Genomic DNA, 18,016 nt, shown 5'->3' with positions numbered 1-18,016 from the left:
ATACCTATTTCTAAGATAGAAATACTAGCAAGTAAGAGCCTATCTAGACTATGAGTAACCAAAATAATATGTTAATTATTCAACTATTATTATTTTCTTCTGTTACTTGTTTTGCAAAGGATCTCGATTAGTTCATTCAAATAAATGGGAAAATTTTAACTTGATAACATTGATGTATTGTTATTGTCGAAATAGGGGGTGCTTTTTTAGGAGGATTTTGATTCTCTACCGTTTCAATTCTGAAGTTGTTAGTAACACTCGTTAATAAAAAATCGCCGCCCACCAAGCCTGGTAAGCTTGGGGAGTAGCGATCTTCCTTTCCTTGCATCCGCATAGGAATGATTCGGCTTCACGATCACATAGAACTCTTCGCCGTTGTCCTCGGGCGTCGCGCTGGCGATGTGCCAGCCGTGGGACAGGACGCCCTCCAGCTTCGCCTTCTCCTCTTCGATCAGGCGCACCTCAACGGCTTGCTTGCCTTCGGCCAGCTCCAACAATGCTTCTCGGTCAAGGGCAACCTCGATCCAGCTGCGAATGCCGCCGATCGTGTTGTACTTGATCTGGTAGCCTTCGCGGAGCATAAAATTTGTATTATTTATTAAAATACAACATCTAAATATTACACCCTGCTAAACGTAACGCTTTATTAATTTGAAAACTACTACCCCCATCTCCAGCCTATTCTCCCAAACTCAATTAAACCTCCAATGGTTCCCCTCCCCTAGACCTATATAGTATAGTAATAGTAGAGAAATAATTCCAATAGAGCATCGTTTCCTGGACCACTGATCTAGAAACAAATGCAGCATCTGGAGGGATATCATGACTACTAACGATAACACACTAAAAACCATAGGTTTCATATATCAGGCGTATATTGGCTTAATTAAATGTCTCGAATTAAGACCTGGGGAAAGAGTTATTATGGAACACTTAGGAGACGTAACCAAAATCTCAATCTCTTCAGTATCACAACAAATTGAGGTTAAACATCATTTTGAAGATGCGACTCTCACAGATCGTAGTCTAGAGATTTGGAACACTGTTTGGAATTGGTATAATAATTCCAAACAGTATTCGGGAAATTATGAATTCATACTTTTTACTACCTCAAAACTGTCACAAAAATCTATGTTTAGTCATTGGGCTACAATGAATGCTGAACAAAGGTATCTTGCATTCAAAAGAATTGGTGAGATTTTCAAAAAAAACGAGCAGCAATTTCGCCAAACATACAACAAAATTTTCTCGCCTAAACATGATCCAGAGAAATTAAAAAGCATTCTTTCTCGTTTCAAAATTCTTTCTGAACAACAGACTATAAAAACAATTATTGATCAGTATTATGAAACGACTTTTAGATTTCTTGAAGATAAACAGCGAATGGAAGAATTCGTATCTTCTATGGTCGGACACTTACTTACAATACCAATAAAACATCAAAAATGGGAAGTTACTTACGATGTTTTTAACAACCTTTTTGGAGAATATGCAAAACGCTTTGTGGGAAGTTCTGAAACCCCAATGCAACTTCAATTTGAATTTTATGAACCAACTCCTTCTGAGCATCAATCTCTAATAAAAAAACATTTTGTATCGGAAATTCAAAGAATTGATCTGACAGATGAGGTTACAGATGCAATCAATGATTATTGCAGGGCCAGTAAAACCATAATCTCGTTTTTTGAAACTAACATTGTTAAATCAAAAGACTTAAAAGATTACAGAAGCCAACTGCATAAAACATTAGTCACCCATAAAAAGCTATCTATAATAAATTGCAAAAATGATCTCACAAAAATACTAACCGAATCACAAAAATTGTATTTCGGATCAATGTCACTGGAAGCAAGACAAATTAATGGAATAAGTAATAATCGTGATTTTTTTCAAAGAGGAGTTATTCACGGCATGGTTGACGATAAAGAACTTACTTGGCATATAGGTGATAACTGATGAACATACAGCACATAGAAACTTTAATGTATAATCCATTCTTCTTAAGTAAAATAATTCAATCATTTCTTACTGGTTATAAAAAGGAAGCCGACTTAAAAACTATTTTCTACGTCTTACCAATCATTATGTATAAGGATTCTAGGGATAGACTCAACACTGCCAGAATAGATAGCACCTTATATTCTATCTTCTTAAGAGAAGTTGAATTTACTGACTATAACTCAAAGTTGAATTCAAAGTTCACTCTTAGCCAAGTTGCTGAATTATTCGAGGAATACATCGATACAACAAAAAAATGTCTATTGATTCTTGGATCTCAAAAAAGCATACAAATAAAAGAGAAAATTGTTTTACTAGAACAATTTGACTATAAAAAAACACCCCCTTCTATTCGTGAGTATTTCAAAAGTTCACATTATCTAGGGGTAATATTCGGAAATATAGAAATATTAGAGTTAGAAAACTTTCTAGAAATCCATATTGAAGCGTAGGTGAACTTTATGCAGAGCATAATTGAAGCAATCATTATATTGAATGATGATGGGGAAAAGAAATTCGTGGATTTTCGTGATGGAGTTAATATAGTCACTGGAGAGTCTAAAACAGGAAAAAGCGCTCTCGTTGAGATTATAGACTATTGTCTGTGTAGTTCTCGATCAACAATTCCGAAGGGCAAAATTACAGAATTCGCGAGTATATTTGCATTGATACTCATAATTAACACAAAAAGATACATTATAGCAAGAAAGAACATTTATCTTGAGAAGAAAAAAATGTTTTTTTCACCAATAGCGCCCGAAATAACTTTCTCAACAATTACTAAATCATATTTCGATGAAGAAAATTTTAAAGACTATAAAGTTGTGCAAAAACAATTAGAGAAAGTTTTGAATTTGAGGGTATCTAATCTAAAGGATAATGCTGAAGATACTAAAGAAGCAGCCTCTCTAAGACATATGACCTCTTACATGTTTCAACATCAAAATTTGATGGCAAGCAAATTTGCACTTTTTTATAGATTTGACGATTATCAAAAGAAAAAAGATGTCATACAACAGTTTCCAATCTTTGCTGGAATTGTTGGGCAAGAATACTATACAACACTCATGCTCTTAAACACCTACAAAAAAGAATTAAAAAAAGTTCAGAATAATATAATTAGCGATCAAAGGATTAAAGATGATGCATTAAACAATCTCTTACCAAGAGTGCAAAATTACTATGCACTCATTGGAAAAGAAATGAAAAGTAAATATACTTTAGAAGAACTCATCACCATAGTTAATAATTTGCCAAAGCTTAATAAAAACTCATATACATCAGATCGAATTATTTCGCGATATGAAGAAATTAATAAGGAGATTGAAGAACTACGAGCACAAGAACAACTTCTAAAAAGTAGATTGATAAAACTAGAATCAGCCTCAAATAACAGTAATGATTATATCACTTCTCTACAGACACTAAAAGATAAGTCAGAAATGGCCAGCATCCCTGACTCTAACCATTCTTGCCCTCTATGTGGTTCTGAGTGCCAGAATCTTCATGATATTGCCATAGAATTACAACAAGCTAACTTATGGCTAGTAGACGAAATAAGTTCAATTTCAACGAGCAGTGATCATTTTTCTGAAGAAAGAAGAAAAATTTCGGATCAAATAGATTCTGTTATTAAGCAAATAAGAAGTTTATGGGCACAAAAAAGGAATATAGAACGTAATTATTTATCTCAAAGTAATGAGTTCAACTTAGAAAAAAAATTAGAGTACTGTAGATTAGAAATTCAAATATACATTGAAACGATTGACAAGGGACTTTTCATTAATTTAAACAATGAGTTAGAGGATATTACTAACAAAATTAATGATTGCAATAAGAAATTAGAAAAATTCAATTTCGATGCTGAAAAGAATATTGCATTAAAAAAGATCAATCAAAATATGAATCGCCTAAAAAGTCATTTGGATTTCGAGGAAGAATTCAAGCAATACCACCTATCTTTTAATCTAGATGAATTCGAACTCGCTTTGAAAGGAAAAAACGGTGAGAGAGTCAGTTTAAGTGAAATGGGGAGCGGTGCTAACTGGGTCTCATGCCATATTGCTCTTTTTTTAAGCCTTTTACGATATTTTACTTCTCAGAAAAGCAAATCTCCAATGCCATTAATTATGTTTTTTGATCAACCAAGCCAAGTTTACTTTCCACAAGATACTATAAGAAAAAACAACAAAAAGTCTACGCATGAACTTCAGAATGACAAACTTGCTGTTACAAAAATGTATAAGGTTATGTTTGATGAAATTGATCAAATCTTCAAAGATACTGGTATAAAACCTCAATTAATAGTTGTTGATCATGTGGACTTTACTTCTATGCAAGCAAAAGATGAAAGAATCAGGTTTAAAAATGCTACCCGGAGAACTTGGAGAAATGGTGATGCGCTCATATAATACCACTTGTCAAAAATCTATATCCTCCATATTATCAATTAAATTCAAATACGAACTTAAAAAATCGCCACCCACCAAGCCTGATAAGCTTGGGAGTGGCGATCTTCATTTCCTTTCATCCGAATCAGGAACGATTCGGCTTCACGATTACGTAGAACTCTTCGCCGTTGTCCTCGGGAGTCGCGCTGGCGATGTGCCAGCCGTGGGACAGGACGCCGTCCAGCTTCGCCTTCTCCTCTTCGGTCAGGCGCACCTCGACGGCTTGCTTGCCTTCGGCCAGCTCCAGCAGTGCTTCTCGGTCGAGGGTAACCTCGATCCAGCTGCGAATGCCGCCGATCGTGTTGTACTTGATCTGGTAGCCTTCGCGGAGCGCACGGCGGAAGTCGTCCGGGCTCGCTTCCAGCAGCTTGCCGAGCTCTCGGTAATCAAAGTGAAACTTGCTCTCGTCGTCAGGCAGATCGCCGGACTTGACGCGGGTTTCGATCTCTTCGGGGGACCACCCGAAGCCTTTCAGCGATTCGATCAACAGGGCATCCCATTGGGACAGCTTTACCTTCGTGGAAGGATGAGACATGTTCCCCACTCCTTTTCTGATCGTAATGTTCAGCACGGCGCAACCTTCTCTGCTTGCTCCCGCACCTAACCTAACTGATAATCAGCCACATAGTGGCCGGGGCGAACCTCGCGAAGCTCCGATCCCTCGCCTGCCGTGAATTGCCACGCGCTTCGATCAAAGGCAATGCGCTCCCGACTGGCATGAGGGTCTGGCTCCAGGATCGAGGAGAGCAGCGCCTTCGTGTACGGATGCAGCGGGTTCTCGTAGAGCTCGTCGCTGTCGGCCACTTCGACGAGGCGGCCTCCGTACATGACGCCAATCCGATCCGAAATGTGACGGACCATCGAGAGATCGTGGGCAATGAACAGGTATGTCAGCCCATACTCCGCTTGCAGGTCCTCTAGCATGTTCACCACTTGAGCCTGAACCGACACATCCAATGCTGAGATCGGCTCGTCGCAGACGACGAACTCCGGTCGCACGGACAAGGCCCGCGCAATCGAGATCCGCTGGCGCTGACCGCCGCTGAATTCATGCGGATAACGGGTCAGGTGCTCCTGCTTTAACCCTACCTTCTCCAAAAGGGCGGCGATCTCCTCCTTGCTTTCCGCTCCACGGTAAACTCCATGGATTTTCATCGGCTCCGCAATGAGCTCTTGCACGCTTAAGCTTGGGTTGAGCGAGGAGTAAGGGTCCTGGAAGATCGACTGGATACGGCGGCGGAAGGGCTTCAAGGCCTTCTCCTTCAGGCTGCCGATGGACTGGCCGTCGAATGCCACTTCTCCTGCCGTATAGTCGTAGAGCCGAAGCAGGCAGCGTCCCACCGTGGACTTGCCGCTCCCCGATTCACCGACGAGCCCGAAGGTTTCGCCCTTGCGAATCTGGAAGCTGACCCCGTCCACCGCTTTGAGGACGTTGGTTTCGCCGCCCAGCCAGGACTTTTCCTTGCCGAAATGCTTCTTCAAGCCGCGAACATCTACTAGAATATTCGAATCAGCCATGCGCGGCACCTCCTTCGTCCGATGCGGGAGTCGCTGCTTCGCGTGTCACCTTGTCATCGGCCAGCCAGCACATGGAGTGATGGCCGGGACCGAGGTCGAAGGCTGGCGGCCGCTCGACACAGCGCTCGAACGCATGCGGACAGCGGTCCCGGAACGGACAGCCGCTCGGGGGATTAATGAGATCGGGCGGAGAGCCCTCGATCGGAACGAGCCGCTCGCGCGACTTTTCCCCACGGCGAGGCAAGGAGCGCAGCAGCCCGAGCGTGTACGGATGCTGAGGACGATAGAAGATGTCCTCGACGCTCCCCTCTTCCATGATCAGGCCCCCATACATGACCACGACGCGCGTACACACCTGAGCGACTACACCGAGGTCATGCGTAATGAGAGCTACCGCGGTCTTGGAATCCTGCTTCAGCTGCTTGAACAGGTCTAGGATCTGCGCCTGAATCGTCACGTCGAGCGCGGTCGTCGGCTCGTCGGCGATAAGCAGCTCCGGCGAGCAGGACAGCGCCATCGCGATCATGACCCGCTGCCGCATGCCGCCGCTGAACTCATGCGGGTACTGCTTCAAGCGCTCGCGGGGATTGGAGATGCCCACCTGCGCGAGCAGCTTCACGGCTTCCTCGTCCGCTTGCGTCTTGGACAAGCCGCGGTGGCGGCGGATGACCTCGGTGATCTGGTCGCCGATGCGCTTCACGGGATTTAGCGAGGTCATGGGGTCTTGGAAGACCATAGAGATGCGATTGCCGCGAAGGGTTCGCCACTCCTTTTCCGATAAATCCAACAGATTTTTGCCGTGGTAGCGGATTTCGCCAGACTGAATTTCACCGGGGGGTGCGATGAGCGCCATGATGGCTTTGGCCGTAACGCTCTTGCCGCTGCCGGATTCTCCGACAATGCCGAGCGTCTCACCCGCTTCGATCTGGAAGCTGACTCCGCGAACGGCCTGATTCTCCCCGTCTCGCGTCAGAAACGAGACATGCAGATCCTGAACGGACAACAACGGTTCCGTCATGCTTCGTCTCCTCCTATCGTTTGATGAGCTTCGGCTCGAAGCCCACTCGTAAAATATCACCCAATACATTAAAAGAAAGCACCGTCAGCAAAATGAGCAGCCCGGGGAACACTGCCAGGTAAGGCGCTTGCGCCATCGCTCCCTGCGCATTGTTCAGCATGCTTCCCCATGTCGCATTCGGCGGCTGAACGCCGAAGCCAAGAAAGCTGAGCGACGACTCCATCATGATCGCGGAAGCAATGCTGTTTGTTGCACCTACGATAATTACCGGGATGAGGCCCGGCAGGATATGACGCACAATGATCCCGAGGTGGCTTTGCCCTGATGCCTTGGCATAGAGCACGAACTCGCGCTCCTTGATGGTGAGTGTCTCGGCGCGAACAATCCGCGAAATGTTCATCCACATCAGGAAGGCGATAATGAGGATGATGTTCCCCACACTCGGCTTCAGGAAGACACTCAGGAGCAGCAGGATCAGGAAGGACGGAATCGACAGGATGATATCCAGCATCCGCATGAGCAGGCTGTCGATCCATCCGCCAAAGTAACCGCTCACGACACCAACCGTTACCCCAATAAATGTCGCCACCACCATGGACGAGAAGCCGACGAGAAGCGAGATGCGGCCGCCATACAGAGCACGGGTCAAGTAATCACGTCCGTATTCATCCGTACCAAACCAGTGGCCCGGTCCCGGCCCCTTCAAGCGTTGCAGAACATTCATGGCATTGGGGTCATGAGGGGACAAGGAAGCGAACAAGGCCCCCAAGATAAGTACAAATAAGAGCAAAAGAGCCGCTAGCCCCCACCGATTGCGGGTCAGCTCGTAGTAAACATTTTTCCAGGTCCGTCGGTTCATCTTCCGTCACCTCCCTCCTTTGATGCGCGGATCTACGATGCCATAGAGAATGTCGGCGAGCAGATTGCCCAGAATCAGCATGACCGAGGACAGAAGCGTAATGCCCATGATAAGCGGATAGTCCATCCCTCTTACGGCAGTCATCCCAAGAGAGCCGATCCCCGGCCAGGAAAAGACCGATTCGGTCACGATGGCTCCCGCCACAAGGTCCCCCATGGAGAGCCCCAGCAAGGTGATGACCGGGAGCATGACATGCTTCAATACGTGACGGAACAGCACCGTGCGCTTGTTCGAGCCGAAGGCATACTGAATTTGAACGTATTCTTCTTTCAATTGGCTGATCGTGCTTGACCGGATGTAGCGGACATACACGGCAAGGAAGCCGAAAGCCAGCGTCACGCAGGGCAGAATGCCGTGCTTGATCACGTCCCAGGCGGAATTCACGCCGATCGTTCGCATTCCCATACTAGGCAAGAGGCGCAGATGGATCGCAAATAGGTAGATGAGCAGAATGCCCAGCCAAAACAAGGGGACGGAGATCCCCAGGTAGGAAAAGAAATTGATCGTCTTGTCCACCCACCGGTTGCGATTAGCCCCGCCGAGCAACCCGAGCGGAATGGCTAACAGAACCGCAAGCAAAATCGCACTGCCCATGAGTCCTGCTGTTGCGGGAAGACGGGCGGTAATCTGATCCAGCACCGGTTGATGGTTGACGAGCGAGTACCCGAAATTGCCCTGGAGCACTTCCTTCAGCCAGATTCCATACTGCACATAAGCCGGCTGGTCCAATCCCAGGTTATGTCGGATGCGCTCAATGTCCTCCGCGTGCATATTGGGCGTCACGAAGGACAGGACGGGATCCCCCGGCGCCAGCTTAATCATAGAAAAACAAACCACCGAGACGAAGAAGAGCATCGGGATCGTCTGCAGCAGTCTTCGGATGATCATTCGTTTCATCGAACTCCCCCTTATGCCCCATGACAAAAAAATAAGCCGGGATCACCAGCTTCGGCAAGGACCGGCTTATTTTTTTGAACGTACTGTTATTTCTTGTAAACCTTCGACAGGTCTTCGAAGATGACGACCGGCTTCAGCACCGCTTCGTCGATGCCGCCGTATTCCTTGGATACCGCCACGACGGTCTTCGTGTAGGCAATGGGATAGATCGGAGCATCGTCTGCTACCAGCTCTTGCGCTTTCTTGTACAGCGCTTCGCGCTTCGCCGCATCCGCTTCACCTGCTCCGTCATTCAGCAGCTTGTCGACTTCGGTGTTTTTGTAGCGAGCGTAGTTCGAGCTTCCTGTCGAGGTGTACAGGATGCGGTAAGCATCCGGGTCATACCCCATTATATACCCGGTCATCGCGATTTCAAAATCAGTCGATTTCAGGTCGATGAACTTTTGCACCCAAGCGCTGGAGTCCATGTTTTGCAGTTCCACTTCAACGCCGATGGCTTTCAGCTTTTGCTGCACGTACAGGGATACGGCTTCTTGAGCCTTGTTGCCGCTTTGCACGATGAAGCGCAGCTTCAGGTTCTTGACGCCAGCCGCTTCCAGCAGTTCTTTGGCTTTGGCCGGATCGTTGTCGAAGGAAGCGACATCGTTGGTGAAGAACAGGGCGTCAGGAGTCAGGAACGACTTGGCCGGATCCGCATATTCACCGGACGTGTAAGCCGTTTGAATGATTTCTTCGCGGCTCAAAGCGTAGGACAGAGCCTGGCGAACTTCCTTCTTGGCAAGAGCGCCGGTATTGCTGTCTGCGTTGAACATCAGGTAAGCCAGACGTCCTTCGCTATAAGGCAGAATTTCAAAGTTGTTGGTTGCTTGAATCGTGGATACGTCCTGCGGGTCCAGGTACTTCACGTTGATTTCGCCGTTTTGCAGGGCGAGGTTTGCCGCGTTCGTATCCTTGGCGATGCGGTACGTTACGGAATCCAGGTGAGGCTTGCCGCCGAAGTAGTTGTCGAAGCGGTCCAGCGTTACATACTCACCGGTCTTGTATTCCTTGAATTTGAATGCCCCCGAACCGACCGGAGCGGCATTCTTCGTGCTCTTCTCAATGCTCGCTTCGTTCTCGAAGACGTGCTTCGGAATCGGAGAAACTTGAACGAGCGTAGCTTCAAAGGCCGGGCTCACTTGCGGGAGTTTGAATTCCACCGTGAGGTCGTCTACCTTGACAGCCTTGATCGGGTTGCCGTTCACGAAGAAGTTTTCGCGCAGGAAGCTGTTTTGCTTCTCGTCGAGGATGCTGTCAACCGTGAAGACCACATCGTCTGCCGTCAGCTTTTGCCCGTCATGCCAGGTGAGCCCATCTTTCAGCTTGAGCGTATACGTGAGGTTGTCGGCGGAAGCTGTCAGGCTGTCGGCCAGATAGAACGTCTTCTTGCCGTTGTTCACTTGGAACAGCGGAGCGAACAGTGCCTGGTCGATGGTCAGGCTGACGCGGTCGCCGGCATAGAGCGGGTTGAGGGAAACCGGGTCGGACGCAACTCCGATAATCAGGCTGCCGCCGTCTTTGGGCGTGCCGGTCTCGGCTTGCTGGGTAGCCGCCGGAGAATTACCGCCAGCGGAAGCGGAAGGCGAAGCCGCGTTATTCCCGGAGGAGCAAGCGGTCACCAGAAGGGTTAACAGGATCAGAACGATAAAGCTGGTTTGGCGTTTCAGCATGTGAAGACTCCCCCTACGTTGATGTAGTTTCTGTGTGTGATGTTTGTCATTATATAGCGGAATACTCGGAATTACAAGAGGTTTCATTTTGTCTTCCTGATAGAACTAAGTTTCCCGGCAGGAAGCCTTGTTTATTCGCAAATAAAGCCTCCCGTTTCGCGAAAGAAACGGGAGGCTCCCTGCTATCCAACTTATGGAATTACGAATTCAAAACTTCGCGAAGATACCTTCCGGTGTGTGATGCTTCTATCCTCGCGATCTGCTCTGGCGTTCCTTCTGCAACGACGAGGCCGCCTTCATGTCCGCCCTCCGGCCCCATGTCGATGATGTAGTCGGCCGACTTGATGACATCCAGGTGATGCTCGATGACCATCACCGTATGGCCTTGATCCACCAGCTTGTTCAGCGAGAGGAGCAGCTTCTGGATGTCGGAGAGATGAAGCCCGGTCGTCGGTTCATCGAGGATGTAGAGATTGTGGGCACCCCGCTTGATCTTGGCCAACTCCGAAGCCAGCTTGACGCGCTGTGCTTCCCCGCCGGAGAGCGTGGTTGAGCTCTGCCCGAGGCCCATGTACCCAAGGCCAAGCTCTTGCATGATGGCGAGCTTGTGGCGGAGGTATTTGTGGTCCTGGAAGAAGGCACACGCCTCCTCGACGGTCATCTCCAGCACCTCGGAGATATTCTTGCCCTTGTACTTGATCTCCAAGCCCTCTTCATTAAAGCGCATGCCTTTGCACACGGGACAGATCGTCTCGATGTCTGCCATGAATTGAAGGTTCGTCACAATGATCCCGTCTCCCGAGCAGTGCTCGCAGCGTGTCCCGTTTGCATGGGTCAGGCTGAAGTCCAGCGAGGTATAGCCCCGATCGACAGCCTCCGGCTGCATCGCGAAGAGATCGCGGATCTTGTCATAGAGACCGATGTAGGTCGCCGGGTTGGACTTGCTGTTGCGGCCGATCGGCGTCTGGTCGATGTTGATGACGTTGTTCAGCAGGTCCGCTCCGAAGACAAAGTCGTGTTCTCCCGCTATAATCCGGGCTCCCGACATGTTGATCTTGAGCTGCTTGTAGAGAATCTCGTTGATCAGCGAGCTCTTGCCGGAGCCGGAGACCCCGGTGATGCACAGAAACACGCCGAGTGGAATGTCGAGGTGAACGTCTTTCAGGTTGTTCTCGCGGGCCCCTTGAATGGACAGGAACGTGTCGCCAAGCAATCTTCTCTTCTTTGGAACCGGGATGACCGCCTGGCCGGACATGAATCGGCCTGTGACCGACTCCGGTTCCTTCATGAGGTCTTCGGCACTTCCTAGAGCAACGACGTTCCCGCCGTGGATGCCCGGACCAGGGCCGATCTCGATGATATGATCGGCGCTCTTGATCGTATCCATGTCATGCTCGACGACGATCAGCGTATTGCCGATATCGCGCAGCTTCTTCATCGTCTCGATAACGCGGTGGGAGTCGCGCGGATGGAGCCCGATGCTCGGCTCATCCATGACATAGAGCATCCCCATCAGCTCGCTGCTGATCTGGGTCGACATCTTGATCCGCTGCATCTCCCCGCCCGAGATGCTGTCGCTTCTTCTCCCCAGGCTGATATAATGCAGCCCGATCTCGATGAGGAGGCTCAAGCGGTTCTGAATCTCCCGGATGATCGTCTCCGCAACCTCCCGGGTATCTTCGTCGAACGTGAGCGACGAGAGGAAGCGATGCAGGTCCGGGAGCTGCATTCGGCTGAGCTGGTCCATGTTTTTGCCGCCGACCGTAACGGACAGCCGTTGCTTCTTGAGTCTCGCTCCCCCGCATTCCGGACAGATTTTCTCAATCATGCAATCCTTGATGAAGTTCGGCTCGTAGGCTTCTCCTGTTGCGGTTTTGCGTATGTATTGCTTATACCAATACTCCATCTCATGAACGAAGCCCCAGAACGGACGATCCCGGCCGATACTCCAATTCTTCTTCGTCGCATTGGGCGGTTGGATCATCGGAACAACTTCCCCGCGGGTTCCATAGAACAGAATATCGTGAACTTCCTTGGGCAAGTCGCAAAACGGCGTCTCCAGGCTGAAGCCGTACTTCTGGGACAAGCTGTACATCGTCACCATTCGGTAGCTGTCCTTGCTCGATGTGTTGTAGATGGTATTCTTCAACGCACCTTTGTTGATGCTCTTCTCCGGGGCAACCACAAGGAAGCGCGGCTCCACCACATAAGACATGCCTACTCCAAGACAGGTGTGACAGGCGCTCGCCGGGACGTTGAATGAGAAGTGAAAGGGTTGGAGGTCGCACAGAAAGACATGATGCTCCGGACAGCCGAACCCCTCATAAAAGGAACGGTCTACTCCGCCTTCTACCTCCACCTTGATCATGATGTCCTCATCCAGAGCGACCATAGCGGCTTCGATCGACTTCGTCAGTTGGATATAAACATCCGGCTTCACTGTAAACTTCTCCATGATCAGTTCGATCACATGTTCCTTCGTCTCATCCAGCTCTCTCTTGTCCGCCAGGGAGAACGGCTCGCCGTCCACGAGCAGGTTCTTGAAGCCCTTTTCCCGAAGCGTCTGAAAGGTGTGTTCATACCCTTCACTGAACAGCTTGTAGACCGGGGCGCGCAGCTCGACCACCGTGCCTGTCGGAAGGGAGGAAATGTGCTCGGCGATCTGGGCGGCGGAGAGCTGTGATAGCGACTGGCTGCACTCCGGGCAGCAGCCGACCCCCGCTGTTGAGTAGAGCAGCCTCAGATAGTCGTTGATGTCCGTAACGGTTCCGACCGTGGAACGAGGATTGTTGTTGCTCTTCTTCTGCTCAATGGCGATGACGGGGGACAGCCCGCGCACGGACTCGACCTTTGCCTTCTTGACCTGGCTGATCCGACTCTTGGCAAAGGTGGAGATGGAGTCCAGGAAGCGCCGCTGTCCCTCTCCATAGATGATGTCAAAGGCGAGCGATGATTTCCCGGAGCCGGATACCCCGGTGATCACGGTGAGCTTGTCGCGCGGAATCTCGACGGAGATGTTCTTGAGGTTGTTTTGCTTAGCTCCAGTAATTTCTATGGTTGTACGTACTGACATGAGTGGACGCTCCTCCTCTTGCTTAGGAAATGGGGATGTACAGGTATCCAATCTCTTCTACGGCCAGCTTGCTCTTCGGGGTGATGCGGATCGTCTGGCCCACTTTCTCGATGATACCCTTCTCCACCAGGTAATCGAAAATGAGGACCAAGAAGTGTCCATCATTATGAAACCACTTCGAAATCTGCGTGAGCGTCTTGATCTCCTGATCGGCCATGAACTCCAGGACGGGTCTGGCGATCACATCTAGATGAAGCACCAAGTAATTATCCAGCAGGTTCAACTTCTCCCGAATTTCTTCTTCCGTCAGGAAATGAGTCATCGGCTCCTCGTAAAAGGGGCGAAGCAGCTCGGGACGGGTCTTCATTACCTTCTGAATGGACTCCCGAGAACTGGGTTCACCCATCAGACGCAGCTCCATGTGAGCGAGAGCCTCCGCCGCCTTTAGCACATAATATTGAGCGTACTGCGGGTCCTTTCTAACCGTTAACCACTTCTCCGTCTTCTCCATGAGGGAGATGAGTTCACCCGCACAAATCATGGCGGACAAAGCCATATCGTCGCGGCCGACCACCTTCATCTCCTCGAATACGTTCGCCAGGCTGTCATCCGTGGTATAGACCATCTTGCTCTTGGACAGGTAAGAATGAAAGAACGAACCTCCTGTCAGTTGATCCAGCAAGCGGCGGAATTCACTCCTTACCACGAGCGATACGTTCAGAGTAATGCCGTCTTCGATGATGCTGTACGACGTTCGCTTCAAGGTCTGATCGCGCACCACGACGGTCATGTCCACGTCGCTCTTTTCCCAGATGACGTCATAGGCAAGACTTCCTCCTACGATGACGGCCAACACATTCGGATCATCCTTGATCTTCCCAATGAAACTGTCCACTGCTGCAAGAAACCGCTCCCGCAATTCTGCTTGCTCAAGCTCCGTCAATACGAATCCCCCTCTGGTCGTAATCCATTTCCTCCGCGCTCCCCTGCTGCCTTCCTTTGTTCGATCTTCATGATTCTGTTGCGAATGCTTGTTCTCCTTAGCCGATATGGTAGAATTATACTACAGAGAAAAAATAGAGAACGGACAAAAATTGCTGTCTTGGGAGCGAGTATGGACCAACAACTTCTGACAACGATCAATGACACGACCTCCTTCATCGAGGACCATCTGCTGGAGGAGCTCAACCTCGACCGAATCGCCGAGCAGGTGAACCTGTCGAAGTTCCACCTGCTGCGGATCTGGAAAGGGGCTACCGCCACCGGGCTCATGGAATACGTCCGCCGAAGGCGCATTGCCGAGTCGCTCGGTGACCTCATCGAAGGACGAAGCAGCATCGATTATGTGGCTGCCAAATATGCCTTCGGCTGTGAACGGACCTACATCCGCGCCTTTCAGGACGAGTTTCGCACCACCCCCTCGAAGTGGCGCCGAAACCCGATTCCCCTCAAGATCCTCGACCGCTTCAACGCGGACTTTCTTCATCTGGCCGGGGACGGCCTCATTTTTAATCGCTCGATAACCGTAAGGCCTTCCTTCTCGTTCGCAGGGCGGGAAACCGAGGTGGATGTGGAGGACAATCTGCACCACCATACAGCCAACAAACTCGGGATCGAATTCTTTTACCGGGATCGCCCCCGAATCATCAATCCGGTCGCCAAGGATGTTTATATCGGCTACACGGAGATCCCGGAGCCTTTTCGCGGATCAACCCTCTACCAGCCGTCGACCCAGATCAACTCGGCCAGCATCATTCCGCCCGATCTGAAGGCACGGCGCCTTCCCGCATACAAATACGGAGTGTTCACCTATATGGGGAACCACCGTCCCGAGGAGATTACCGCCCGCTCACTGCAAGGAATCTGGACTTATGTCTCCAAGGTATGGCTGCCCACTGTGGAACGCAAGCTTTCGATATCGTTTCACTTTGAATGGATCGATTATGCCAAGTGCAGCCGGGAGTATTGCGAATGCGACCTCTACTACCCTATCTCGCTCTTGTAGCAGAGGTTTCGAAGTCTCCCGCGAGAGGATGAACCGGGAAGAAAGTGGTATACTATAGAAGAAAATGAATCATCCATCACCGAAATGCAGGAGGAGGAACCATCATGAACACGAAACAGCTGGAACGCATTCACACGGGCAAGGGCTTCATCGCCGCGCTGGATCAGAGCGGAGGAAGCACCCCGAAGGCACTCTTGCAGTATGGCATCGAGGAATCCCGCTATTCGAATGAAGACGAGATGTTCGCCTTGGTGCATGAGATGAGAACCCGCATCATCAAAGCCCCTGCTTTTGATTCCGACTCGATCCTGGGCGCGATTCTATTCGAGAACACGATGGATCGAACCATTGACGGCCTCTTTACCGCCGACTACCTCTGGGAGAAGAAAGGCGTCGTGCCATTCCTCAAGGTAGACCAAGGACTCGCCCCTGAGGCAGACGGGGTTCAGCTCTTGAAGCCCATTCCGGGCCTGGACGATCTCCTGAAGCGCGCCGTGGACAAGCATGTTTTCGGAACCAAAATGCGCTCCCTCATCAAGGAAGCAAACCCGGAGGGAATCCGCAAGGTCGTCGAACAGCAGTTTGAGCTGGGCAAGCAGATTTTTGCCGCTGGTCTCGTGCCGATCATTGAGCCGGAAGTGGACATCCATGCAACGGACAAGGTCAAGGCTGAGGAGCTTCTGAAGCAAGAGATCAAGAAGCAGCTCGCCGCTCTCGACTCCGAGGTCAAGGTGATGCTCAAGCTGTCCATCCCGACCGAGAATGACTTTTACGCCGACCTGTCGGAAGACCCTCATGTCGTGCGAGTAGTGGCTTTGTCCGGTGGTTACAGCCAGGCGGAAGCCAACGAGAAGCTCGCCTTGAACCACAGCCTGATCGCCAGCTTCTCCCGCGCACTGGCGGAAGACTTGAGCGACAGCCAAAGCGATGAGGAGTTCAACGGCAAGCTCGCAAAATCGATCAAAGCCATCTATGAGGCTTCCATCGCCTAATCGAACGGCTTCTAAACAAGAAGGACCTGACTCTTCCCGCTGGGGAGGATCAGGTCCTTTTGGCTTTCGGTAGTGTGGAGCGGGATCAGGCCCGATCCTTCACCAAGAAGTAAAGGAGCGCGAGCGTGATGGGGATGATGGCGATCAAGGCAGCGAACGGCCAGCCGGCTTGCGCATAGGCCCAAGCGCCGAGCGAAGAGCCGAGCGCCCCGCCGACGAAGAAGGTCGCCATGAACAATCCATTCATCCGGCCTCTCGTCTCTTGGCCGAGCGAGTAGATGGCCCGCTGCCCGAGCACAAGGTTGCCGGAGACGGCCATGTCGAGCAGGATGGCGACGGCGACGAGTAGGCCGAGTGCAAGCGGCGAGTGACCTCGAATGAGCGAGGAAGCCGTCAAGGACAGGATCGCGAGGACGAAGGCGGCTCCCGTAAGCGCGTGAGTCCAGCCTCGGTCAGCCAATCGGCCGGCGATCGGGGAAGCGACCGCGCCCCCGACTCCCGCCAAGGCGAACCAGGCGATCCCCTGCTGCGTCAGGCCAAAGTCATGCGACAGCCGCAGCGGGATAACGGTCCAGAAGAGGCTGAAGGCACCGAAGAGGCAGGCCTGATAGAGAGCGCGGCGGCGCAGAATCGGCGTGCGAACGTACAACGTGCCGAGGGAACGAATCAGAGCGGGATACCGCAGTACCGGAATCGGCTTGCGGGCGGGCAGCGCCACGGCCAGCACCAGCATCAGCACCGCCATGATGCCCGCTGACAGCAGGAAGACCGTACGCCAGCTGAAGCTGCTGGCGAGAAAGCTCGCGACCGGACGAGCGAAGAGAATGCCGAGCATCAAGCCAGCCATGACATTTCCGACAACGCGTCCGCGATCTTCTTCCGAAGCCAAGTGAGCCGCATAGGGAACCAGAATTTGCGCGACCACCGAGCCGAGGCCGATCATGGCGGCGGCGATCAGGAAGAGAGCGGCGGTCGAGACAAATGCAGCAGCAGCAAGACTCAAGGTGACCATGCCCAGCAGGAGAACCGCCAGCTTGCGGTTTTCGACCAAGTCGCTCAGCGGAACCAGGAAGAGCAGCCCAAGCACATACCCAAGCTGCGTTAACGTGACGATAAGGCCGGCCGCCGAGGAAGACAACCCGGTCGCGGCTGCGATCGGTTCGATCAGCGGTTGAGCGTAGTAGAGATTGGCAACGATGAACCCGCAGGCGGCGGCAAGCAGTAGCAGAACACCTCCTGAAACCGTGGAGACTCCTTCTTTTTGAAGAGCCATTTCTTTCATGGATAACACCTCCAAGTTATATACTGTACGTTTCGTTCAGTAATTGATTATATAGTATACTGAACGTTCAGTTTTGTAAATAGGCAATCTTCTGTTTCGCAAGGATTTCCTTCGGATAATCTTTGTAAATATCACTTTTTCTTTTGTATAATGGA

Annotated in this window: 15 protein-coding genes; 5 read left to right on the top strand and 10 right to left on the bottom strand. The window is 50.4% G+C overall.

The features are described 5' to 3' along the window. Positions 1-248 precede the first annotated feature (248 nt). A complete protein-coding gene (locus tag AAFN83_RS01395; protein WP_347766558.1) occupies positions 249-581 on the bottom strand; it encodes a hypothetical protein in 333 nt (110 codons plus the stop codon). A gap of 241 nt (positions 582-822) precedes the next feature. Between AAFN83_RS01395 and AAFN83_RS01390 the strand changes: the two genes are divergently transcribed. From AAFN83_RS01390 to AAFN83_RS01380, 3 genes are read left to right on the top strand one after another with little or no spacing between them, the layout of a single operon-like run. Beyond that, entirely contained in the window at positions 823-1,956 is a 1,134-nt protein-coding gene (locus tag AAFN83_RS01390) for an ABC-three component system protein (RefSeq protein WP_347766557.1), read from the top strand. Next, entirely contained in the window at positions 1,956-2,450 is a 495-nt protein-coding gene (locus AAFN83_RS01385) for a three component ABC system middle component (RefSeq protein ID WP_347766556.1), read from the top strand. Before AAFN83_RS01390 ends, AAFN83_RS01385 begins: the two co-directional genes overlap by 1 nt. A 9-nt stretch (positions 2,451-2,459) precedes the next feature. Then, entirely contained in the window at positions 2,460-4,409 is a 1,950-nt protein-coding gene (locus tag AAFN83_RS01380) for a DUF3732 domain-containing protein (protein ID WP_347766555.1), read from the top strand. A gap of 124 nt (positions 4,410-4,533) precedes the next feature. Here AAFN83_RS01380 and AAFN83_RS01375 read toward each other — a convergent pair whose 3' ends face one another. From AAFN83_RS01375 to AAFN83_RS01340, 8 genes are all read right to left on the bottom strand, one after another. Beyond that, positions 4,534-4,983 carry a hypothetical protein gene (locus AAFN83_RS01375; protein ID WP_347766554.1) on the bottom strand — a complete coding sequence of 150 codons (450 nt, stop codon included), beginning with the start codon at positions 4,981-4,983 and terminating at the stop codon, positions 4,534-4,536. 65 nt (positions 4,984-5,048) lie between these two features. After that, entirely contained in the window at positions 5,049-5,966 is a 918-nt protein-coding gene (locus AAFN83_RS01370) for an ABC transporter ATP-binding protein (protein ID WP_347766553.1), read from the bottom strand. Next, the gene (locus AAFN83_RS01365) at positions 5,959-6,984 is read right to left on the bottom strand and encodes an ABC transporter ATP-binding protein (protein ID WP_347766552.1); all 1,026 of its coding nucleotides are present in this window, start codon (positions 6,982-6,984) and stop codon (positions 5,959-5,961) included. Before AAFN83_RS01365 ends, AAFN83_RS01370 begins: the two co-directional genes overlap by 8 nt. Positions 6,985-6,997: 13 nt before the next feature. Further along, on the bottom strand, positions 6,998-7,843 hold the full coding sequence (locus AAFN83_RS01360; protein WP_347766551.1) for an ABC transporter permease: 846 nt from the start codon (positions 7,841-7,843) through the stop codon (positions 6,998-7,000). A 6-nt stretch (positions 7,844-7,849) separates the two neighbouring features. Beyond that, positions 7,850-8,800 carry an ABC transporter permease gene (locus AAFN83_RS01355; protein ID WP_347766550.1) on the bottom strand — a complete coding sequence of 317 codons (951 nt, stop codon included), beginning with the start codon at positions 8,798-8,800 and terminating at the stop codon, positions 7,850-7,852. Positions 8,801-8,886: 86 nt separating this feature from the next. After that, positions 8,887-10,509: an ABC transporter substrate-binding protein gene (locus AAFN83_RS01350; RefSeq protein ID WP_347766549.1), complete on the bottom strand. Its 1,623-nt coding sequence runs from the start codon at positions 10,507-10,509 to the stop codon at positions 8,887-8,889. A gap of 199 nt (positions 10,510-10,708) precedes the next feature. Beyond that, a complete protein-coding gene (gene uvrA / locus AAFN83_RS01345) occupies positions 10,709-13,582 on the bottom strand; it encodes an excinuclease ABC subunit UvrA (protein ID WP_347766548.1) in 2,874 nt (957 codons plus the stop codon). A gap of 22 nt (positions 13,583-13,604) precedes the next feature. Continuing rightward, a complete protein-coding gene (locus AAFN83_RS01340; RefSeq protein WP_347766547.1) occupies positions 13,605-14,525 on the bottom strand; it encodes a nucleotidyltransferase in 921 nt (306 codons plus the stop codon). 171 nt (positions 14,526-14,696) lie between these two features. Here AAFN83_RS01340 and AAFN83_RS01335 point away from each other — a divergent pair, with 171 nt between their 5' ends. Together AAFN83_RS01335 and AAFN83_RS01330 are read left to right on the top strand one after the other, a co-directional pair. Then, on the top strand, positions 14,697-15,587 hold the full coding sequence (locus AAFN83_RS01335) for a helix-turn-helix domain-containing protein (RefSeq protein ID WP_347766546.1): 891 nt from the start codon (positions 14,697-14,699) through the stop codon (positions 15,585-15,587). 104 nt (positions 15,588-15,691) lie between these two features. Beyond that, positions 15,692-16,579: a fructose bisphosphate aldolase gene (locus AAFN83_RS01330; RefSeq protein WP_347766545.1), complete on the top strand. Its 888-nt coding sequence runs from the start codon at positions 15,692-15,694 to the stop codon at positions 16,577-16,579. An 85-nt stretch (positions 16,580-16,664) separates the two neighbouring features. Here AAFN83_RS01330 and AAFN83_RS01325 read toward each other — a convergent pair whose 3' ends face one another. Next, a complete protein-coding gene (locus AAFN83_RS01325) occupies positions 16,665-17,852 on the bottom strand; it encodes an MFS transporter (protein WP_347767354.1) in 1,188 nt (395 codons plus the stop codon). Positions 17,853-18,016: the final 164 nt, after the last annotated feature.

The sequence above is a fragment of the Gorillibacterium sp. CAU 1737 genome (assembly GCF_039888655.1).
GTDB lineage: Bacteria > Bacillota > Bacilli > Paenibacillales > NBRC-103111 > Gorillibacterium.
Note: the sequence above shows the minus strand (reverse complement) of the source record. Positions and strands in the feature narration are given on the sequence as shown.